General features: G+C 54.5%; 19 protein-coding genes. 14 read left to right on the top strand and 5 right to left on the bottom strand.

The window, feature by feature from the left end:
* Positions 1–6: 6 nt before the first annotated feature.
* The 6 genes from CSA35_02685 (at position 7) to CSA35_02660 (ending at position 4,906) form a co-directional block, all read left to right on the top strand.
* The gene (locus tag CSA35_02685) at positions 7–1,479 is read left to right on the top strand and encodes a hypothetical protein (GenBank protein ID PIE55013.1); all 1,473 of its coding nucleotides are present in this window, start codon (positions 7–9) and stop codon (positions 1,477–1,479) included.
* Positions 1,480–1,520: 41 nt separating this feature from the next.
* Entirely contained in the window at positions 1,521–1,856 is a 336-nt protein-coding gene (locus tag CSA35_02680) for a molecular chaperone DnaJ (protein PIE55104.1), read from the top strand.
* 6 nt (positions 1,857–1,862) lie between these two features.
* Positions 1,863–2,330, top strand: a complete 468-nt coding sequence (locus CSA35_02675) for a hypothetical protein (GenBank protein PIE55012.1) — start codon at positions 1,863–1,865, stop codon at positions 2,328–2,330.
* A gap of 161 nt (positions 2,331–2,491) precedes the next feature.
* On the top strand, positions 2,492–3,886 hold the full coding sequence (gene argH / locus CSA35_02670; GenBank protein PIE55011.1) for an argininosuccinate lyase: 1,395 nt from the start codon (positions 2,492–2,494) through the stop codon (positions 3,884–3,886).
* Entirely contained in the window at positions 3,883–4,584 is a 702-nt protein-coding gene (locus tag CSA35_02665; GenBank protein ID PIE55010.1) for a branched-chain amino acid transporter AzlC, read from the top strand. The genes argH (CSA35_02670) and CSA35_02665 overlap by 4 nt, the downstream gene beginning before the upstream one ends.
* A gap of 13 nt (positions 4,585–4,597) precedes the next feature.
* Positions 4,598–4,906 (top strand): branched-chain amino acid transporter AzlD, encoded by a 309-nt coding sequence (locus CSA35_02660; GenBank protein ID PIE55103.1) that lies wholly within the window; start codon positions 4,598–4,600, stop codon positions 4,904–4,906.
* An 8-nt stretch (positions 4,907–4,914) separates the two neighbouring features.
* Here CSA35_02660 and CSA35_02655 read toward each other — a convergent pair whose 3' ends face one another.
* On the bottom strand, positions 4,915–6,201 hold the full coding sequence (locus CSA35_02655; GenBank protein ID PIE55009.1) for a hypothetical protein: 1,287 nt from the start codon (positions 6,199–6,201) through the stop codon (positions 4,915–4,917).
* 358 nt (positions 6,202–6,559) lie between these two features.
* Here CSA35_02655 and CSA35_02650 point away from each other — a divergent pair, with 358 nt between their 5' ends.
* Together CSA35_02650 and CSA35_02645 are read left to right on the top strand one after the other, a co-directional pair.
* The gene (locus CSA35_02650; protein ID PIE55008.1) at positions 6,560–7,741 is read left to right on the top strand and encodes an aminotransferase; all 1,182 of its coding nucleotides are present in this window, start codon (positions 6,560–6,562) and stop codon (positions 7,739–7,741) included.
* 120 nt (positions 7,742–7,861) lie between these two features.
* Positions 7,862–8,749: a fructose bisphosphate aldolase gene (locus CSA35_02645; GenBank protein ID PIE55007.1), complete on the top strand. Its 888-nt coding sequence runs from the start codon at positions 7,862–7,864 to the stop codon at positions 8,747–8,749.
* A gap of 107 nt (positions 8,750–8,856) precedes the next feature.
* On the opposite strand, the gene CSA35_02640 is transcribed toward CSA35_02645, so the two are convergent.
* Genes CSA35_02640 through CSA35_02630 form a run of 3 tightly spaced genes read right to left on the bottom strand, consistent with a single transcriptional unit; the run spans position 8,857 to position 10,831 of the window.
* Positions 8,857–9,936, bottom strand: coding sequence for a hypothetical protein (locus tag CSA35_02640; protein PIE55102.1), 1,080 nt, complete (start codon positions 9,934–9,936; stop codon positions 8,857–8,859).
* Between the two features lies 1 nt (position 9,937).
* The gene (locus tag CSA35_02635; protein PIE55006.1) at positions 9,938–10,237 is read right to left on the bottom strand and encodes a hypothetical protein; all 300 of its coding nucleotides are present in this window, start codon (positions 10,235–10,237) and stop codon (positions 9,938–9,940) included.
* 30 nt (positions 10,238–10,267) lie between these two features.
* Entirely contained in the window at positions 10,268–10,831 is a 564-nt protein-coding gene (locus tag CSA35_02630; protein ID PIE55005.1) for a hypothetical protein, read from the bottom strand.
* Positions 10,832–11,493: 662 nt separating this feature from the next.
* Here CSA35_02630 and CSA35_02625 point away from each other — a divergent pair.
* Together CSA35_02625 and argH (CSA35_02620) are read left to right on the top strand one after the other, a co-directional pair.
* Positions 11,494–12,726, top strand: coding sequence for an argininosuccinate synthase (locus tag CSA35_02625; GenBank protein ID PIE55004.1), 1,233 nt, complete (start codon positions 11,494–11,496; stop codon positions 12,724–12,726).
* Positions 12,727–12,811: 85 nt separating this feature from the next.
* On the top strand, positions 12,812–14,200 hold the full coding sequence (gene argH, locus CSA35_02620) for an argininosuccinate lyase (GenBank protein ID PIE55003.1): 1,389 nt from the start codon (positions 12,812–12,814) through the stop codon (positions 14,198–14,200).
* A gap of 6 nt (positions 14,201–14,206) precedes the next feature.
* Here the strand turns inward: argH (CSA35_02620) and CSA35_02615 are convergent, their stop codons facing one another.
* Complete coding sequence (locus CSA35_02615; GenBank protein ID PIE55002.1) at positions 14,207–16,330, bottom strand: AAA family ATPase; 2,124 nt, start codon at positions 16,328–16,330, stop codon at positions 14,207–14,209.
* A gap of 129 nt (positions 16,331–16,459) precedes the next feature.
* Between CSA35_02615 and CSA35_02610 the strand changes: the two genes are divergently transcribed.
* The 4 genes from CSA35_02610 to CSA35_02595 all read left to right on the top strand — a co-directional run.
* On the top strand, positions 16,460–17,512 hold the full coding sequence (locus tag CSA35_02610) for a phosphohydrolase (GenBank protein ID PIE55001.1): 1,053 nt from the start codon (positions 16,460–16,462) through the stop codon (positions 17,510–17,512).
* A gap of 6 nt (positions 17,513–17,518) precedes the next feature.
* Positions 17,519–18,409: an RNA pseudouridine synthase gene (locus tag CSA35_02605; GenBank protein ID PIE55000.1), complete on the top strand. Its 891-nt coding sequence runs from the start codon at positions 17,519–17,521 to the stop codon at positions 18,407–18,409.
* Between the two features lie 368 nt (positions 18,410–18,777).
* Positions 18,778–18,987 (top strand): hypothetical protein, encoded by a 210-nt coding sequence (locus CSA35_02600; protein PIE54999.1) that lies wholly within the window; start codon positions 18,778–18,780, stop codon positions 18,985–18,987.
* A gap of 440 nt (positions 18,988–19,427) precedes the next feature.
* On the top strand, positions 19,428–20,602 hold a 1,175-nt coding region (locus CSA35_02595; protein ID PIE54998.1), incomplete at its 3' end, for a hypothetical protein.

Below are 20,602 nucleotides of genomic sequence, written 5' to 3'. Positions count from 1 at the left end.
TTGATAGTGAGAAAGACAATCATCGGAGTCGTCGTCGTGGCGGGGGGTGTCCTCGCCGGATTTTTAGCGTTTCTGTCCGGTCAGGCTCCCAATCCGGCGCTCTTTCTTCCTGCTCCGAAGGAGACCGCCGTTGAAATCCATCTCGAACACACCACTCAAGTCGTAGAAGCTCTCGCCTCTCTTGCGCAGCATCTGGGATTGACGAGCAAGGAGGCCTCGCTGAAAAAGATCGCCCCGGCTCTTGGTCAGAGTGCTTGGTTAGTGAATCTGGCTGAAGACGACTCCCATTACGATTTATGGTGTGTTGCTGAGATCTCCGATCCCGAGCAAGCGTTGGAGGTCGCCAGCCTCTTGGCGGAGCTCCTTGGTGAAGGAGCTCTCGACATGGTACCTCTTGAGGGAGACCTGCCTGAGGGGATGAGTCCCCTGTTTCGCCTGCAGGAGAGGAGTGGCGATCTATGTGCGGCCTTATACCGGACGCAAGGCCGAGCTGTGATTGTGGGTGCTCCCTCTGTGAAGGATTTGGCGGGCATGATCGTGGAGAAGGAGCGCCCCGTAAAGAGGGAGACCCAGGGGCCTGACTGGCTTCGCTCTACTATTTCTGCGGCCTATCTCAAAAAGACCAGTTGCGTTGCTCTCTCGGGAGATCAGTCTGTGAAGCTCGAGTTGGGGCTCCAGACGAATGATGATAAGGTGGCTCTCTCGTCCTGGAGTAACGGGGCGTCCCTCTTTCTGTCTCCCAAAGAGAGGCAATCCCTTGCATCGATGTCCCCAGTTTCCCTCTACGGTGGTGGTTCCTTGGTTGGCCTCCTGGCCTGGACTGGAATCGAGAATCGGACCTATCCTTCCTGGGAGGAGGTCCTGGCTGCGACTTCTTCGGAAAAGCTCTTTGCTTTGGAGACAGTCCGTCAGCTTATGAATTCCGTTGACATGACATGGGACGACCTGATGCACATCTTCAATCGGCGAACATCGGTCGTTCTCGGTACTGAGGCCGGAGGACTGCTTGGTAATTTCCCCGGAGGATATATTCTGTGGGAGGGGGTTTCTTCGGATCTGGGAAGACGGCTGACAGGTGTGGTGCAGACGCTTTCTCTGCCCTTCGGTGTCGCTCATCTCGATGTGGACGGTTGGGACGGCGGCTTATCCTTACGGCTACCGGTCACCGCTGTCATGGCCTATGGGCCCTCGGGATTGTTGATGGGGATCCTCAACCCCGATGGACTTAACCGATCGCCACAGATACCTTCATCGATTGAGAAGGCTGTAGTCCAGGAAGGCCCCTTTGCACTGGCTGTCGATATTCAGGAGCTGTCCCGTGCCCTCGATGTGTACGAAAAAATGGCCGGTCTGGCAGGGCTTCCCGTGGGCGATCTGAAGATGAATACGTTGCAAGAAAAACTGTCCTCGTGGGATCGGCTTGTGCTTCGGTACGAGGACCTGGACCGATCAACCTGGATTTTGTATCGTCGTCGGTGACGTGGAGAGGAGGCTCCCCTTTGAGATACGATCCTGAAATCATGAAGGTAAAACTGTGTAAGAAATGCAAAGGTCTGGGTTTCGCCCTGGGTAAGACCGGGGATAAGTTTGGGTGTCCCGAGTGCTCGGGCTCTGGGCGGATCGTAGCCAAGATTCTGAAAGATGAGTTTGGGTTGAACGAGTTAAACGAGAATCTGAGTTTTGATCGGGAGACGATGAAGGTACGAGTGTGCAAGAGCTGTGCTGGCCTGGGGGCCTTTATCTACGGTCCCGAGGACAGCCGCCCCTGTGACGATTGCGGTGGTACCGGACGTGTCGTGGTACAGCAGATCACCACGGAGTATCAGCTCCATCATCTTGAGGAATTCGAGGAGTGATCCGATATGGTGCTTGAGCATGCCGAGATCAAGGGCGTTCAGGTTCGGGATATGATTCCTGTAGAGGTCGATGGAGACCCGCTTTTTAAGGGGAAACTCTATCTTGACGGAAGCAAAATCGGGACCTTTGAAGAAGATCCCGACGGTGGGCCTACGGGAGTGTATGTGGACAGTGATTCAGATGAGATACTTCGGGATCGGATGGATCGATATTTTCAGGAAGAGGGCATGACCATACAGGATGATGACGACTATGATCTTTTCTTCATCCGTCTTATCGAGTTGGAACAGCTGCTCCACCTGTTCATCGACATGACGTCTCGGGGCGGGGATCTCCTTGTTGCTGATTACACTGGCGATGAACCGGTCGTTTACGAGGTTGAGAACGAGCAAGGCCTTGGGCAGTTGCTTTCTGAGGAAGGACTAAAGGAGTACGATATCTACAGGAATCTGGATGATTTTGTCGTCAATTGACTTAGTGGGCTATTTGAGTTTGGGATGCCTTCAAGATGAGAGTTCTCCTCCAATCAATCGATCTGCAGGCATGTCCTCTCGATTTCCCGTTGAACGTTGTCTCATTCTGGCAAATCTGTGATCCGACCGGAACTTATGTGTGACGAGAGGAGGATGCTGCTATGTGGAAGAGCCGTTGTTCTCAGGAGACGAACGGAAAAATCCAGCGTTTTTCCCAATCCTTGGATCTCGATTGGCGTCTGGCTTTGTGGGATATACGGGGACGTTTAGTTTATGCTGAGATGCTGAATCAAAAGGGCCTCATAACCGACAGCGACCTTTCCGCCATACGAAGGGGTTTTCAGGATATTCTGGATGAACTTGACCGAGGGGAGTTCGTCCCGGGTGAGGATTTAGCGGATGTGCACATGAACCTGGAACACAGGCTAACCGAGAAAATTGGTGTCGCTGGTGCGTATCTCCACAGCAGACTGAACCGGAACGATCATGAGGAGGCCGCGATGAGGCTCTACGTGAAGGACGTCCTGGCTCAGGTGAGGGACGGTCTTATCCGTCTTTTGGAGGCCTTGCTCGATCGTGCTGAGATTCATCATAAGACCATCGTCCCGGGCTACACTCATCTTCAGCAGTCTCAACCGGTGAGTATGGGCCATTTTTGGATGGCCTACTTCGAGGCCTTCAGTCGGGACATCGGGCGACTGGAGTTCGCTTTGGAGGTCTCTGACGAGTGTCCTTTGGGCTGTGGGGCCTTGGCGGGGTCTACCATGCCCCTGGATCGGGAGTACATGACACAAGCACTGGGATTTGAGAGGCCGTCTCAGAACAGCATGGACGCTGTGGGGCAGAGGGACTACGTCTTCGACGTTCTGTCATTCGCCTCCATCTTCTCGGTCCATTGCAGTCGGTTGGCTGAGGATTTGATCCTCTACGCCAGTGCCGAGTTTGGGTGGGTGATCCTTCCCGGTGGCTTCTCCGCAGGTTCCAGAATGATGCCCCAGAACAAAAACACCGATGCCCTTGAGCTCGTCCGGGGTCGCACCGGTCGGATGGTGGGGCATCTGGTAGACTTTCTGGTTACCTTAAAGGGATTGCCGATGACGTATAATTGGGATCTTCAGGAGGAAAAACGAAACTTGTTCTCCGCCTTTGACGCCCTTCTTCCGCTCCTGGATGTCTTGCCCGAGCTGATCAGCGCTGTCGAGCTGGATGCCGATCGAGCCGCCGAAAGCTTCTCCGACGGCTTGGCTCTGGCCACCGACGTGGTCGAATACCTGGTGCTGAAGGGAATTCCTTTCCGGGAGGCCCATCAAAGGGTCGATGCACTGGTGGGATGGTGCATCCGGGAGGGACGAAGTCTTTTCGACCTGGACCTGGATGAATTTCAGGTTTTTCTGGCGGAGGATGCTCAGGAGGACCTTTTGTCCTTGGTAGACCTGGAGGCCGCCGTGGCCCGGAGGGAAACCTTGGGAGGAACGGGGTTCAAACAGGTGAGAAGACAGATCCAGCGTGGGGTCGATCTGATTCTTTCATTGAGGGAAACTGGTACGGTCTCCTGAAGGAGCTCAGATTTGCCCTGGTGGCCATTGCCCCGCTCCTTTTCTCGTACCTGTTCGTTGGGGTCGCCTTCGGTGTTCTGGCCCATAAGGCCGGTTTCTCCGCTCGTTGGGCGGTATGCGTCGGATTGGTGGTCTACGCTGGGTCTATGCAGATCGTCATGATCTCTCTCCTGGCGTCGGGGGATTCTCTGCTGACCACTGCGATCATGACCCTGTTCGTCAACGGGCGTCACGTTTTTTATGGCATAGGTTTCGTGGAGACCTTTCGGCGAATGGGGCGGGCGTATCCGTACATGGCGCTGACCCTCACCGATGAAACGTACTCTCTGTTGTCGTCCTTGGAGTGCCCCCAGGACTTGGATCAAGACAGGGTAATGTTTTTGATCGCCGTCCTCTGTCATTGCCTGTGGGTCTTCAGTTGCGCCGTGGGTGCTCTGCTGGGGCGATCCATACCTGGATCTCTCGCGGGAATCGAGTTCTCTGCCACTGCGTTTTTTGCTACGGCGGTTCTGGATCAAGGGCGACGCTTGGGAACCTGGCTTCCTTCTTTCGTAGGAGCAGGGAGTGCTGTGGGGTGCATATTGCTCCTCGGGCGGGAGCATTTTTTGCTTCCGGCTCTGACCATCAGTTTAGTGGTCCTCTTCTTCGTCAGAGGAAGCGTCACTCGCCAGTTGGAGGTTCGTCGTGGTTCCTCCTGAGTCTTCCTGGCCCATGGCGACCCTCGTAGTCGTTGCCGCAGTGACGGCTCTCACGCGAGGATTGCCTTACGTGACCCTGGGGGGGAGAACAAAGCTCCCCCCTGTCGTCGAGTATTTGGGCACGGTTCTTCCTGGGGCTATCATGGTCATTCTGGTGTTCTATTGCCTAAGGCACGTTCAGTTTCATGCCTCTCCCTTCGGCCTTCCCGAGTGTATTGCCCTGGCCTCGGTTGCCGTGATTCATAGAGTCTGTCGAAACCAGTTTCTCAGCGTTTTTGTGGGGACAGTTATATACATGGTCCTGCTTCGGGTGATTCGGTAGAGATCTCTCTATCCTGAAATTTTTGGCAGTACGCTGGCGCCGGTGGGCATGAGCCAGATAGTCGGTCCCCGTCCCTTGGCGGAGATCATCTCCATGGCCTGCTCTAAAGACTGGATTGGGATGATCCCCGTTCCCTCCAGTTCCTTGGGATCCATCCGGGAAACCAGGTAAAAATCGGTGTCCCGGGCAACCTGTCCCACAAAATATCCTACGTATTTTGCGATGGTGAACTCCCGACGGAGTTCGGCTTCTCGTTCCTCCTGGGTGTGGAAGTCCTGCAGCATGAACTGGACCTCTCCGTTGCCGTAGCCTTCGGAGCACTCTCCCAGGATGATGAGGGCACCTCCGTGTTTCACTGCCTCGTAGCCGTTCATGATAGTTTTGGAAACCTGATAGAAGTTAATGTCCTTGGGGTAGCCTCCTGCTGATGCGATGACCACATCGGCCTTCTCTGTAATGGGAACTCCGTCGGCTTGATCCACGATCTGGGTGGCCTCCAGATGGGCCTCCTTCCAGTCCCCCGCAAGGGCAGCGTCGATGGTGCCGGTCCCCGATCCGATGACCACGTTGAGGGCAAAGGATGGGGCTACCATAGCGGCGGCCTCCATCATGTCTTGGTGGATCAGGTTCCCCTCCAGATTACCGCTTCGGCAGTTCATGTTCCGTCCCGTTCCCGGCGAGGGGAGAAGGGCCAAGGAGTGGTTTTTCATGACGGTCTCCCGCCCGGCGATACCCGGCAGAATAGCCTTCCGACCGCCCCCCCAGCCCGCCATGAAATGGTAGACCACGGCTCCGGTGATCACCACGTGATCAGATTCCAGGGCTCTTTTGTTGATCTCGACCGGTGTACCCAGCGATGTGACACCCACATGGACCAGGGACGAACGATCCTCGCAGTGATTGTCCACCACGGAGAACCGGCTGGACAGGTCCCCCAGAAGGGCCTGGTGTTCCTCAGATGTCTGATCCCTGTGCGTTCCCGTACCACTGAGAAACGTGATGTCCTCGTCTTTCACCCCTGCTCGTTCGAGTTCCTTTAACAGGAGAGGAAGGTAGACGTGGGGTCGCTGCCACACCCGGGTGATGTCGCAGATCACTATGCAGACGGACTCCCCAGAGCGAACCAGGTCCCTCAGCTTCGGGCTGTTCACCGGGTTTTCCAGAGCCCTTCGGATCACCTCCTCCTCACTTCCGGCTCCCGGTATGGGGCGGCTCTCCAATGTTCCCAGAAGACCTTCGTCAGGCACGGAGACCTGGATCTTCTCCTTGCCCAGCTTCATCGCAGATTGTGCCATATGTCGTTTCTCCTTCCTCGTATCGCCAAGAGCGCCATCTGGGGCTCTATGATTCATGGTATGTGGTACAAATATACACCAAGGATCGAGTCCCTGGAAACACCATGAAACGTATCAATGATTTCAGGGTCGTATGGGAAGCGATGAGAAGAGGCTACGGAGGGCAGGATATGCCAGCTTGCCTCTTCCAGAATGTGGTGAGCAGCAGTGAGGTTTCGTACTGCCTTAAGTATTTTGACAGGGGAGAAGACGTCATGTATAATTTTTGAAATTTTTACACGATCGATTTGGACCGGTGCTTCCATTCTGGAATGGGAGGGCTCGGATCGAGAGTGTCCTTCGAAAGGGGCGATAGTGTATGGAGTTTTCTCAGAGGGTTGCATGGAGCGATTCGTCTGATGTGGCGGCGATCCTGAAGGCTGTGTCAGATCCAGAGATTCTCTCCTTGGCCGGAGGAATTCCGGCGCCGGAATTGTTTCCCGTTGAGGAGGTAAAGGCCGCGACGACGGTGGTTATAGATCGCGAAGGAGGGCGTGCTCTGCAGTACTCGTCGTCTCAGGGTGATCCCAGATTGCGGTCTATGATTGCCAGGAGAATGGCTGAGAAATACAGGACCCCTGCGGAGCCGGATCAGATCCTGATTACCAACGGTTCCCAACAGGCGCTCGACATAGCGGGAAAGGTCTTCCTCGACGAAGGATCGGTCGTGCTTTGTGAGAGCCCCACATATCTGGGAGCTCTGGGGGCTTTTCGGACTTACGGAGCCCGTTTCATCGAGGTAGAGACCGATGATGATGGCATGGTCATGGAGGATCTGGAGCGCAAGCTCCGTGACGTTCAAGGAGTTCGCCTGGTCTACGTTAACCCTGATTTTCAAAACCCCACAGGAATCGATTGGTCTGTGGAACGACGTAGGGCCTTTGCCCGTCTTGTCGGGGAGTACGACGTCCCGGCTGTGGAGGACAATCCCTACGGTGAGCTCCGCTTCGAGGGGGCCTGCCCGCCATCAATCAAGAGTTTTGACGAGAAGGGAACGGTGATCTCTCTGGGGTCCTTCTCAAAGATTTTCTGTCCCGGAATGAGGGTGGCCTGGATGATGGCTTGTCCCGATATCCTTATGGCCTTTATGGATATGAAACAGAACGATATCCTCTGTTCCTCCACACTGCATCAAGCTCAAATTGTGGCCTACGACGAGATGTTTGACCTGGATGCCCATGTTCGTCGTCTCTGTGACGTCTACAAGAAGCGACTCAACGCCTTACTGGAAGCTGTGGATGAGCATTTCCCCCAGGAAGCATCGGTCCGTCCACCGCTAGGAGGGCTCTTCGCCTGGGTGTCTCTTCCCGAAGGGGTCAACGCTCGGGAGATCTTTGCCGAGGCTGTCACCCGGCATAAGGTTGCCTTCGTGCCGGGTGGGGCCTTTTTCGCCGAATCGGGGCACGAGAACTTCATGAGGCTCAACTTCTCGGCGGTTCCTGAAGATCGTCTGAGGGAGGGAATACGCCGTCTGGGGCTCCTGCTTCGCCAAAGTCTCTGATCGGGGATTCGTCGGCTGCCCTTGCTCCTGTTATACTGTCTGTATGAAGGACCGTTCGACCTGTGTGGCCTGTCATCCCGACGGCCGCAGACCTGTATTTTAAGAAAAGGGGCGATGTTCATGAACGAGAGACAGGCAGAACGTATGTCTAGTGGCAAGGGGTTTATCGCTGCTCTGGATCAAAGCGGAGGCAGTACCCCCAAGGCCCTCGCTCTCTACGGTATTCGGGAATCTGAGTACGACGGTGATCGGGAAATGTTCGATCTGGTCCATGCCATGCGCACCCGGATCGTCACCAGCCCGTCTTTTACGTCGGAGCGCATTTTGGGGGCTATCCTGTTTGAACAGACGATGGACCGAACGGTGGATGGCCTGCTCACGGGGAACTATCTGTGGGAGAGAAAGGGTATCGTCCCTTTCCTCAAGGTGGACAAGGGATTAGATACCCTCTCCGGCGGGGTCCAGCTTATGAAACCCATAGCCGGTCTGGAGGAACTCCTGGATCGGGCCAGGGAACGGCGGATTTTCGGTACCAAGATGCGTTCCGTCATCAAGGAGGCTCAGCCTCAGGGAATCAAGGCAGTGGTGGATCAGCAGTTCGAGTACGGTATCAGGATCGCTCGTAGTGGCTTGGTGCCTATCATTGAACCCGAGGTCGACATTCACAGTTCCGACAAAGCCCGTTCCGAGGATCTCCTCAAGGCCGAGATCGCATCTCATCTGGATCGGCTCCCTGAGGGAGTTTGGGTTATGCTCAAGTTGTCCATCCCCTCGGTGTCTGGGTTCTACTCGGATATCATCGCTCATCCCAGGGTAATGCGGGTGGTGGCTCTTTCAGGAGGCTACAGTCGGGAGGAGGCCAATCGCTTATTGGCTGAAAATCCCGGGCTTATCGCCAGCTTCTCACGGGCTCTCTCGGAGGGGCTCCTCGCATCTCAAAGCGATCAGGAGTTCAACGAGATGCTCGCGCGGTCCATCGATGAGATATACAGGGCGTCCGTGGCCTGAAGCGTTTTTTCGGAGTTTTGCATAAGGGGCCGTCCCTCCTCTGGGGCGGCTCCTTATGTTGTTGATGAAAGTTCATTTTATGAAGTTTAGCTTTGTTAAGGCGTTGTTTAGGGCGTGAGCTGATCGGTCTTTGCGAGCCACTCTTTGTCTAAAGTAAAGGTTCTCACGAGACTCCGAAGAGCATCGGAACTGGTGGCGACAGTCTGAGCCTCCTGGGCTATGGACTCTGCCACATGAGATGTTCCTTGAGAGGCTGCCTCAATAGCTTCGTTGGACATCAGCACCTCGTGGTTGGCGTTGGTCATGTTCTGTATCGCTGTGGTGATCTCCTCCGAAGATATTGCCTCTTCCTGAGAGGGCGCTGCGATGTTTTGGATCGCCTTGTTGAGGAGAGACATGGCCTCCATCGTGTGCTGGAACTTGTCTTGAGTCGCGTTTGCCGTCTCAACTAATAGTTTTTCTGTGTTTTCTGTCGCTGTGACAGCCTGAGATGACTGACTTTTCAGATCGATCATGCGCTTGGATACCTCTTGTGCGGACTGAGCTGACTCTTCCGCAAGCTTTCGAACCTCCTCGGCAACGACGGCGAAGCCTCGATCGGCATCGCCAGCACGGGCTGCCTGAATGGCGGCATTCAGAGCCAGTAAATTTGTCTGGTCGGCGATGGAGGTTATGGTATCCATAAAGGAGGAGATTGCGTTCACTGCTTGTCCCAGCTTCTGCATGTTGTGAATACTGGTGGTCGCCGTGTCCTGGGCTTCTCTCACTTTTTTCAGGGTGCTCTCCACCTCAGTTACTGTTTCTTGAGAAATGGAGGACACATACGATGCCTGTTCGGCTCCGTTTGCCGCATTCTTGGCCGTGCTCTGAGCGTTGGCGGCAAATTCTTCAACCGATGCGTTGGTCTCCTCTACAGTTACCGAGGCACTGGCGATTGCCTCTGTTACTTTTGAAATCGAGCTGTTGACATCCTCCATGGATGTCAGAGTTTCTGTCGATAAAGTACTCAAAGCCTCGGCCTGAGTACTGGTGGTGTCGCTCTCGTGGCGAATTTTCCGAATCACGTTCGCTACGGAGGCAATCATGTTGTTAAGGTGCTTGGAGATATGGGATAACTCATCTTTGCCCGATTCGTCAAATCGGACGGTGAGATCTCCTTGTCCGAGCATTGTGCTGACAACCTTCATTTCAGATATGTTTCGGGGCAGCCCTCTGGTGATGGTCCATATTAAAAATCCACAGATTATGAGAGCTACTGAGGCGATGATCAGAAGAAATATTGTAAGATTTCAAATTAAATTGTCGATAACAGACAACGGGAAGATAATACCCAAAGAATATCCATCGCCAATGGGAACAAAAAAACACCATTTGCTTTGCCCCATCGATTGGGAACTCATTGTATCTGGCTTGGCCTTCAAAGGACTCTCGCAAAGCCATTTTGAGTTTGTTGGGAAATCTGGAACTGGTAAAGAGATTAAGCTTCATGTTTGCCCTCTTTTTATCCAGAGGATGCGGCTACTCCATCTTTTTTAAATAAAATACCCACATCTTCTCCAAATATTTTAATATTTGTACGATCTCATTGAGCTTTGAAATAAAAACATAACCGGCTGTTACGCCTAAAAGGTTGCCTTTTTCGTTATGAATGGCCTTGGCAGCCGTGATGGTGAGTTCTCCCGATTGAGCGTCTATGTATGGTTCAGAAAACATGAGTTTGCTGTCGCTTTGGGCGGCTTTTTTATACCAAGGGTGGTTTCGAGTGTCGTAGTCATCGGGTTCCTGCCATCTGTTTCCAACGGACAGGTGCCCAGTTGACTGAAACGCAAAATAGAGGCTATCGAACCCGTTTTGTGTGTTTGACTTGGTAAGTTCGACAGCGATCTCTTCCAGCTCATCCTCGTTCATATTGCAAGATTGGAGCCCAAAGGAGAAAGCTGTTGCCGCCGTAGACGTAATATCAGCGATGTTTTTGAAGTACATTGTTATTTCTTTTCCCGTTTTCACTGCGATCTCGGTTCCCGCATCGCGGAGGAGACAATACGTTATAGCGTTTGTTCGAAGGTGGGTTGTGGTGGTCATCTGGTCATCACTACGATGATTACGATCACTATGACTGTTATCAGACTGAGTTTTTTCCGTATTGACATAGGGGACTGCTCTCCTTCGATAAAATAATAAATTTACATATAATAATTATATCTTGCTCCATTTTTTCTTTTTGTCAACGATGTTTTCGAGCAGAGGATAAATCGAACTGTGGACGGCGTGTTTAGTGGAGACTATCTGTGGAAGAGAAAGGTTATCGTTGCTTTTTTAAAGTAAACAAATGATAGAATCTTCCTCTCCGTCGGGGCAGCTTATGAAACCTATGGTCGTATGGACGAACTCTTGGATCGGGCCAGGAGACGGTGGATGCAGTCCCTGGGGTTGGTGCTTCTGACAACGTGCTCTGATGCTTGGCTGCTATTTCGTCGTTCAGTAGTTCTTTCATGTAGTTCGCACTCTCTCTTTGACCGTGATATGGGGGAGTTAAGGACGACTGTCGGTGAGTCTCAGGCTCAGAAATCACCGTATGAGGCGTTTCCTCTCTGTCACTGTTATACTCGATGTGGACGGTATCAATGGGCAACGACAGGGCTTGGCTTCATGCTTGACAGAATTTGAGAAGGGACTATACTTAGGCAACTAAAGTTTATGAACCTGATAAAAGAAAAAAATAGGTTCATGTCTGGAGGCCAGTTATGGAGAAAAAGGGAAAGGTCGTTTTGGCATATAGCGGAGGGTTGGACACGTCTGTGGCGGTGTGTTGGCTTATGGAGCGTGGGTACGATGTGGTGACCCTCACGGCTGACGTGGGTCAGTCCGTTGATCTGAGGGAAAAGAAGGCGAAGGCCTTACAGACAGGGGCCGTCGCAGCCTACGTCATGGACCTGAAAAAACAGTTTGTTCAGGACTTCGTATGGCCCTCTTTAAAGGCCAACGGTATGTACCAGGGGACCTACCCCCTGAGCTCCGCCTTATCCCGTCCTCTGATCGCCCAGCAACTCGCGTGGGTGGCGCGGAACGAAGGGGCTGTCGCTGTGGCTCACGGGTGTACCGGCAAGGGGCAGGATCAGGTCCGGTTTGAGGTGGCGATTGGGGCCCTGAATCCCGAGTTGGACGTGATCGCTCCCGTTCGAGACTGGCATTTCAGTCGGGAAGCTGAGATCGAGTATGCCAAAGAGCATGACATCCCCGTCGGGGCATCGGTCCAGTCTCCCTACAGCATCGACGAAAACCTGTGGGGGCGGGCCATCGAGTGTGGAGCTCTTGAGGATCCCTGGGCAACCTGTCCTGAAGAGGCCTTCCAGATATCCGTCTCTCAGGAGAATGCCCCCGATGAGCCTACCGTCGTCGAGATATGTTTTGAGAAGGGAATCCCCGTCTCCCTTGATGGAGTGCCCATGGACGGGCCCTCCTTGATCCTGGCCCTTCGATCCATGGCCGGAGCTCACGGAGTGGGACGTATTGACATGATAGAGGACCGCCTGGTTGGCTTTAAAAGCCGGGAGGTCTACGAGTGCCCCGCAGCTGTGACCCTGATCAGGGCCCATCGGGCTCTGGAATCCATGACGTTGCCAAAAGACCTCCTAGCTGTCAAGAGATGGCTTGAGACGACTTTTTCCGAATTGGTGTACACTGGCTATTGGTTCTCCCCCCTCAGAGAGGCTATCGATGCCTTTGTCGAGACGACCCAGAAAACCGTGAGCGGAGTCGTTCGGGTTAAACTGTTCAAGGGGCTGGCCACGGTGGAGGGGCTCAGGTCCGACTGGTCGGTTTACAGTCACGATCTGGCCACCTATTCGGAGGACGATGGGTTTGACCACTCGTCGGCTGTGGGGTTCATCAAGGTTTGGGGATTGCCCCTGAAAACATGGCAGCAGCTCCACGCTCAAAAAAACGCCGACTCACCGTCCATAAAAATTCCCTGTTGAAAGTCTCCCGTCCGATGATATCTGCGCACTAAGGGGAGTCCGGGATCCTTCCGGTGTTTATTCATGACGAGAGGAGAAAGCTGCTATGTGGAAAGGCCGTTTTACCCAGGAGACCGACGGAAAGGTTCAGCGTTTTTCCCAGTCCTTGGATCTCGATTGGCGTCTGGCTTCGTGGGATATACGGGGAAGCCTGGTCCATGCTGAGATGCTGAATCGACAGGGCCTCATTTCCGACGATGACCTCTCAGCCATACGAAGGGGTTTTCAGGATATCATGGACGAGCTTGACCGGGGAGAATTCGTCCCGCATGAGGGGCTCGAGGACGTGCACATGAATATTGAACATCGGCTGACCGAGAAAATCGGCGCTGCTGGTGCCCGTCTCCACACCGGACGGAGCCGGAACGACCAGGTGGGGACTACGATGAGGCTCTACGTGAAGGACATGCTGGCTCATGTGCGGGTTGGTCTTATCCGTCTCCTGGAGGCCCTGGTTGATCGCGCTGAGGTTCATCAGGAAGTCATCGTTCCGGGCTACACACATCTTCAGCAGGCCCAGCCGGTGAGCATGGGACATTTCTGGATGGCTCACTTTGAGGCCTTCAGTCGGGACGCGAGGCGGCTGGAGTTCGCCTTGGAGGCCTCTGACGAGTGTCCTCTGGGCTGTGGGGCTCTGGCTGGCTCCACCCTGCCCCTTGATCGGGACTATACGGCTCAGGCTCTGGGGTTTAAGACGCCGGCTCAGAACAGCATGGACGCTGTGGGGCAGAGGGACTACATTTTCGATGTTCTTGCCTTTGCCGCAATGTTCTCGGTTCACTGCAGCCGACTGGCCGAGGACCTGATCCTCTACGCCAGTGCCGAGTTCGGGTGGGTGCTTCTCCCCGATTGTTTCTGCACGGGGTCCAGCATGATGCCCCAGAAGAAAAACCCCGATGTTCTTGAGCTTGTCCGGGGGCGGACCGGTCAGATGGTCGGTCATCTGGTGGATTTTCTGGTCACCCTGAAAGGATTGCCCATGACGTACAATCGGGATCTTCAGGAGGATAAGCGAGGTCTGTTCTCGGCCTTTGATGTCATCCTCCTGGTCCTGGACGTGTTGCCCGACCTGATTCGTGCCGTCCAGGTGGACGCTGATCGGGCGGTTGAGAGCTTTTCCGACGGCTTTGTTCTGGCTACCGATGTGGCCGAGTACCTGGTGGTCAAGGGTGTTCCCTTTCGAGAGGCCCATCAGAGGGTCGGTGCCCTGGTGGGGTGGTGCCTCAGAGAGGGGCGGAGTCTCTTTGACCTGTCCCTGGGAGATTTTCAGGCCTTTCTGGGCCGTGATGCTACGGAGGACCTCCTGCCTTTGGTCGACGTTCAAGCGGCGGTGCTTCGACGAGAGACCCTGGGCGGAACGGGGTTCAAACAGGTGGGACACCAGATCCAGCGAGGTCTGGACATCATCACCCAGTTGAAGGGACAGCCCGAGTAGGCCTTTTTATGTTGTGCTTCTGCTCTCGTGTGTTTTTTTGTGACGCTTTAGGATCGTTTCAAAATGGCGTTGCTCCACCAGGGGATCGCCGGTCTTGCCCCGGCGGATGTATTCCCGGACGGCCTCGTATGAGGCGAGGCGGCACAAGGTGGCGAGTTCGCCTCCAGAGGCTCCTTCAGTCTCCTTTGCCAGCTCTTCCATGGAGACGTCCTCAGAGAGGGGTTTCTCCCTCAGATGGATCTCCATGATGGCCTTTCGGCCGTCGTGGCTTGGTAAGGGGAGTTCGAGTACCAGTTCGAATCGGCCGGAGCTCAGGAGCGCTGGGTCTACCTGGTCGATGCGATCTGTGGCCCCAAAAACCACGATTCCATCCATATCCTTCAAGGCGCTCATCTCGGAGAGAAACTGAGCAAGCACTCGCTCCGTGAATTGGGCTTCCACCTCTGAGTTCTGTTCCCGAAGCGGCAACAAGGTTTCAATTTTATCGAAACACAGGAGAATTGGGGCTGCCTGTTTGGCTTTTCGAAAGACGTTCCGTATGGCTCGCTCACTCTCACCGACGTACCGGGACATAAGAGAGGGCGTCTGTACGGCGATGTAGTTTGCCCTGCTTTCCTGAGCGAGAGCCTTGACCAGGAGGGTCTTACCCGATCCGGGATGGCCGTGCAGAATGATTCCCTTGGGAGGCGTCACCCGAAATTGACGAAAGACATCGCCGTGTTCCATAGGCCACTGGACGGCCTCTTTTAACTCTGCGATGATCTCGGACAGACCACCTACGTCTTGCCAGGATACCGTCGGACGCTCGATGAAAACCTCTCGGATGGCCGAAGGTTCCACCTCTCGGAAAGCTGTGGAAAAATCCTTCATGGCAATCTCCATGGTTCGGAGACGATCCGATGGTACCTGAGCGTCCTCGAAGTCCATCGACGACATGATTCCCCGGAGTGCCGCCATGGCGGCCTCCTTTGCAAGGGCCTCCAGATCGGCCCCGACGAATCCACGTGTTACCTCGGCAATCCGGGACAAGTCGACATCTCGGGCCAGGGGCATCCCCTTGGTGTGGATCTGGAGAATTTCCTCCCGGCCCTGCCGATCCGGGATAGAGATGGCGATTTCCCGGTCAAACCGTCCAGGCCGTCTCAGGGCTGGATCCAGGGTGTTAGGCAGGTTGGTGGCGGCGATCACAACGATCTGACCTCGGCCTCTGAGCCCGTCCATCAGGGCCAAGAGCTGAGCCACAACCCGGCGTTCAACCTGCTTCTCGCTGCCCATTTCCTCCCGTTTGGGGGCGATAGCGTCGATCTCGTCGATGAAGATGATAGCCGGTGCGTGGGCCTTGGCCTCGTCAAAAACGTCTCTAAGCCGTTGCTCGCTTTCTCCGTAATACTTTCCGATGATCTCCGGCCCGGAGATATGGGTGAACCATGCGTCGGTCTCATGGGCTACGGCCTTTGCGATCACGGTCTTTCCCGTACCGGGAGGGCCGTAGAGCAATACGCCCTTGGGGGGTTCCACGCCCAGGCGGAGAAATGCCTGAGGAAAACGGAGGGGAAGCTCGATCATCTCCCGTATCCGCTGGAGTTGACGGGAGAGACCGCCAACATCTCTGTACGAGATCCTTTGGGCATGCCCTTTTACTGTTGGCTCTTCCACCGAGAGTTCTGTGGCCGGAGAGACCATCACCGATCCGCCAGGAGTCGTGGAGATAATCTGAAAATCCAGGTCCCGACTACCACTCAGGGGAAGTCGAACCCGGTCACCCTTGATCAGAGGCAATCCGCAGAGCTTATCGCCGAGAGTTCGGGGGTCAAGGTCCTTCTCCAAACAGTGGATGGACGTTATCGGTCGAATTGTAAGCTCTACGGCAAAATCCACCGTCACCTTGTGGATCGAGATTCTCTCCTTCAGGACGGCCCCGGCGTTTCCACGAGTTATACTATCCATGGCAAGAAATCCGTTTCTGTCGGTATCCTTGATCGAACGGAGGAGCCGGACCGGGGTGCGTCGGCTGCCTTTGATCTCGACGATCTGTCCGTCGTCAAATCCGAGATGCTCCATGTCCCATTGGGTCATCCTGACTATGCCCCGCCCAAAATCCTCTTTATGTCCCTCGGTCACGACGAGCATGTGCTCTCCCTCTTTCGTTTATAAACTTTAGTGTATAGATTGTATCATAGAAAAACAGTCGTCTATTAGCATTTTTCCTTTCCATGGATTATACTCAAGCGTTGAATCGGGGCTAAGGGAGGGGATCGTGTGGCCGAGAACAGGAAGGTCGTGGACGAGATCAAGGTGCTGCCTGTGGGGGAGAAGTTCTCCGTCGTGGGAGTCGTTCTGGATATACGGGAGAAGAAGGACAAAAACGGCAAAAGCTACTGGACCATGTCTCTTATGGATCGTAGCGGGGCCATGGACGCCAAGGTCTGGGGAAACTCTCAGTGGTGGGACTATCGGGAGGGTGTCCGGTCGCAGCTGGACGATCCGTCATCCTCGTCCCTGGTGACGAACCTCAAGGGGACGACAGTGGGTGTCACCGGTCAGGTCAGTGAGTTTCGGGGGAAGAACCAGTATAACTTTAACCAGGTGTTCCTCGTCGATCAGAAGAGGGAGGAATACAGACCTGAGTCCTTCGTCCAAACGGCACCGGTGGCCGTCGATGATCTGGAGGTTCGCTTTGACGCACTAGTGAACCGATGCTCTGGACCTGTAGGGGATTTTCTCCGATTCGTCTTTGCCAAGGATGGCGAAATATGGGACCGATACAGAGTTATGCCCGCTGCGGTAGCTCACCATCATGCGTATGTTCACGGTCTTCTGGAGCACTCGATATCGGTGACCGAGCTGGCTTTGTCCATGGCTCAGGCTATTCATGGCTTCAGGGCTCCCGATGTCTCCCTGGTCATCGCTGGAGCACTTCTTCACGATTTAGGCAAGCTGGACTCGTATATCCTCAACCCAGGCCCTGGCATGACCGTTCAGGGAACGGTCATCGACCACGTGGCCTTGGGCTACGTTCGGTTTGAAAGCCTCGCCCAGTCCTTTGGGCTTGATGAGGTGCTGCGAACAGCCTTAGGACATGTGATTTTAAGCCATCATGGACATAAGGAATACGGTTCGCCCGTGCTCCCGGGGACGCCTGAAGCTCTGGTTGTCTCAGCAGCCGACGAACTGGACTTTAAGCTCTTTTGCTGGGGGGACGCTGTCTCCCAGCTGAGAGGCGGTTTCGAGGCGATTGAGGACGCCATCTCGGATATTCACTATCCAACCCAGCGCCGGTACTGGAAGTGGCGGCCTGATCCTGAGGAGTGAGTCGTTATGGATCGTTTTATCGTAGGTCCCCACGACGATGGCCGACGTCTGGACAAGGTTATCAGGGCTCGGTGGCCCGAACTGCCCTTAGGGGCCATGATGAAAGGTTTTCGAAAAAAACAAATCCGGGTGGACGGCGGACGAGGACGATACGACCAACGCATTAGAGAGGGGCAAGAGGTCGTCGTCCCTTGGGAGGCTCCGCAGGAACGATTGTCTCGTGGGGTTCGGAGAGATCTGGAAACCTTGTATAGAGACTCTTCGGTCTGGGTTGTGAATAAGCCGGCGGGATTGCTCAGCCAGCCGGATCGGAAGGGCGGTGACTCGGTGGTGAGTCGGGCTTGGGTACAGGGAGGAGATTTTTCTCCTCAGGCTGTCCATCGTCTCGACAGGAATACGTCCGGAGTCATGGTGCTGGCCCTCTCGGGACGAGCTCTCCGGGAGTTAAGCGATCTCTGGGCTCGGAGAACCGTAGAGAAGATCTACTGGGTGCTCGTTCAGGGCTCCCCGCCCAGGGAAGGACGAATCGATGCCCCCCTCCGTAAGGACGAGAGAACCAACGTCGTCTCGGTCCATCCCGACGGCCAGCCAGCGGTAACCCTCTACCGCTGCTTGGCAGTGGGGGGTGGGGTGGCTCTGTGTCAGATCAGTCTGCTCACAGGACGGCCTCATCAGATCCGGGTTCACATGGCGCATCTGGGCTTTCCTGTTTTGGGGGATCGAAAATACGGAGGAGCTCCGGTCAATCGGACGAGGAAAATTCATCGTCCCATGCTTCATGCCCGATCAATTCGATTCCCCTATGGGCTGGTGGGAAACCTTTCTGAGGTGTCGGGGATAAGGGTACTTGCCCCGATCCCTGACGACATGGAGGCCTTGTTGCCGCTTCATCCATAAACAATGGGCTTTTATGATGCAGGGCACCTCCTGTGTCCTCCCGGCCTGGGAGGACGTCCGCCTCGCCCTAGTCGATACTTCATGACGGCAGGTCAAAAAAATACGAATCTCGAATGAGCTCCGTCGAAAGGACATGAGGCGAGTTTCTGAATTTTTAGAGATCCCCTGTAGGCAAAATGACTGATTGTGAGTTATACCCTCATGTGGTATGCTTCTATAAAAGAGATCCTGGAGGTGCGATTTTTATGAAAGAATTAAGGCTCGATATTACAGAGAGAGCAAAGGAGCGAATCGTCGAGATTGGTCCTGAAGTTACCGTTTTTGAGGGGACTCTGGGTATTGGCTGAGGAGCCCGTCAGGCCGTTCTCGTGAAGAGCGGATCTCCTGCGTCCACGGACAATTATCAACAGCTGAAGGACGGCGATGTGACTGTTTGGGTGCCAGATGCGATGGATTTTGTCGACAAGACGGTGAGCATCGACCTCAAGGGCTTCCTCTGGATGGTCAATCTGGTTGTCACGTCGGCCGTGCTGGCTCCGGCAGAGTCGGGCTGTGAGGGGTGTACTTCCTGTCATTAAGTTCGTTCTCTCTATAGGTTTTTTAAAAGAGGCTCCTGGGTCGTTTTGTGCCCAGGTGCCTTTTGATTATTTTCATTCCCATCTCGTAGTTGACTCTGTACGTAGACCTCGGATCTTATTGCTCTCTTTCTCCGGGGAACAGACCATCATCCTAGCGGTTCCATTGGAAAGATCGGAGAGGCCCATGTTCCGGCAATACGAACGTCGAGAACGGGAGGTCGGTCATGAGTGCTTCTATTCCGTATGGCCATCCTGATCTCCATCATGCCTCTCTCTCCTTATCGCCTTACTCGGTGTCTCCCCTCCTGTCCTTCCTTGTTTGATGCTTGACTACAGAAAAGATGTCATACTAAATTATTGGTGCTATACTGAAATATATTGCTTGTTGTATGTCGTATCAACTGTATATTTTGGGGTAGAACTCGAAAGGAGAGGTCCATATGTGTGAGAACAGATGTGCACGAAGATGGGCGGCAGCGGGGACGCTGGTCGTCTTTATGACGCTTCTGACGAGCTGCGCCTGGGCGGCGACGATCCTGCGTGTCGACGCTACAAGCGTTGGCGGTGATGGTTCGAGCTGGGCTGCAGCTTTGGACGAACCTCAGTTTCGTGATGCTCTGAGAGCCGTCACCCCTGCGAGTGGCGAGGTGGAGTTCTGGGTGAAGGCGGGCGTCTACCGTCCCGGGAGCAGTAACACCGACTCCTTCGTGTTGTCGAACAACGTGGCGCTCTACGGGGGGTTCGCAGGAGGCGAGACAACCCTGGGAGAGCGGGACGTATCAGCTAACGTCACGGTCCTCACGGGAGACATCGACAATAACGATGCCAATAAGGTGAACGGAGTAACTGTGTCGGCGGATAATATCGTGGGAACGAACAGCCTCCGCGTGGTGAGATCCTATCGTTGTGACAACACGGCGATTCTGGACGGGTTTACTATCTGTGCAGGCTCTGCTGACATTAATGGCGCTGGGATGCACAACTTTGTCAGCAACCCTCTCGTGAGGAATTGTACCTTCTCGGGGAATAAGGCACATGAGGCAGGCGGGATGTGCAATAACGCAAGTAGTCCCACAGTGACGAACTGTACCTTCTCGGGGAATAAGGCACATGTGGCCGGCGGGATGCGCAACTGGGAGAGTTGTCCTACAGTGACGAACTGTACCTTCTCGGGGAACGAGGCAGAGTTTGGTGCTGGGATCTTCAACAACGACAACAGCTGTCCTGCACTGGTCAACTGTACCTTTTCGGGGAATACAGCAGTACAAAAGGGCGGTGGGATGCGTAACTACGACAGCAGTAACCCCACAGTGACGAACTGCACCTTCTCTGGGAACGGGGCAACTTGGGGTGGCGGGATGTGCAACCGCAACAGCGACCCGATCGTGACCAATTGCATCTTCTGGGATAACGTGAGTGGAGATTTTTATAATGGGGGTACGAGTACACCTGCAGTGACCTACTCCGTGGTGGAGGACATCTCATCTCCAGATATACATGTTATCTCATCAGATCCCCTGTTGAGCCCTCTGGCTGATAACGGCGGCCCCACATGGACCATGGCGATAGGAGAGGGGAGTCCCGCCAGAGATGCCGGCACGGTGAGCGCGGATAT

This window comes from Dethiosulfovibrio peptidovorans (genome assembly GCA_002748665.1).
Taxonomy (GTDB): Bacteria; Synergistota; Synergistia; order Synergistales; family Dethiosulfovibrionaceae; genus Dethiosulfovibrio; species Dethiosulfovibrio peptidovorans_A.
The sequence above is the reverse complement of the archived record's forward strand: the minus strand, read 5'-3'. Positions and strand labels throughout refer to the sequence as shown.

Excerpts from the sequence above, each read along its gene's own strand:
- CSA35_02635 (PIE55006.1), bottom strand. The coding sequence starts at position 10,237 with ATGAAGCTTAATCTCTTTACCAGTTCCAGATTTCCCAACAAACTCAAA.
- CSA35_02645 (PIE55007.1), top strand. The coding sequence starts at position 7,862 with ATGAACGAGAGACAGGCAGAACGTATGTCTAGTGGCAAGGGGTTTATC.
- CSA35_02615 (PIE55002.1), bottom strand. The coding sequence starts at position 16,330 with ATGCTCGTCGTGACCGAGGGACATAAAGAGGATTTTGGGCGGGGCATA.
- CSA35_02660 (PIE55103.1), top strand. The coding sequence starts at position 4,598 with ATGGCGACCCTCGTAGTCGTTGCCGCAGTGACGGCTCTCACGCGAGGA.
- CSA35_02625 (PIE55004.1), top strand. The coding sequence starts at position 11,494 with ATGGAGAAAAAGGGAAAGGTCGTTTTGGCATATAGCGGAGGGTTGGAC.
- argH (PIE55011.1), top strand. The coding sequence starts at position 2,492 with ATGTGGAAGAGCCGTTGTTCTCAGGAGACGAACGGAAAAATCCAGCGT.
- CSA35_02630 (PIE55005.1), bottom strand. The coding sequence starts at position 10,831 with ATGACCACCACAACCCACCTTCGAACAAACGCTATAACGTATTGTCTC.
- CSA35_02655 (PIE55009.1), bottom strand. The coding sequence starts at position 6,201 with ATGGCACAATCTGCGATGAAGCTGGGCAAGGAGAAGATCCAGGTCTCC.
- CSA35_02650 (PIE55008.1), top strand. The coding sequence starts at position 6,560 with ATGGAGTTTTCTCAGAGGGTTGCATGGAGCGATTCGTCTGATGTGGCG.
- argH (PIE55003.1), top strand. The coding sequence starts at position 12,812 with ATGTGGAAAGGCCGTTTTACCCAGGAGACCGACGGAAAGGTTCAGCGT.
- CSA35_02640 (PIE55102.1), bottom strand. The coding sequence starts at position 9,936 with ATGAAGGTTGTCAGCACAATGCTCGGACAAGGAGATCTCACCGTCCGA.
- CSA35_02605 (PIE55000.1), top strand. The coding sequence starts at position 17,519 with ATGGATCGTTTTATCGTAGGTCCCCACGACGATGGCCGACGTCTGGAC.
- CSA35_02675 (PIE55012.1), top strand. The coding sequence starts at position 1,863 with ATGGTGCTTGAGCATGCCGAGATCAAGGGCGTTCAGGTTCGGGATATG.
- CSA35_02680 (PIE55104.1), top strand. The coding sequence starts at position 1,521 with ATGAAGGTAAAACTGTGTAAGAAATGCAAAGGTCTGGGTTTCGCCCTG.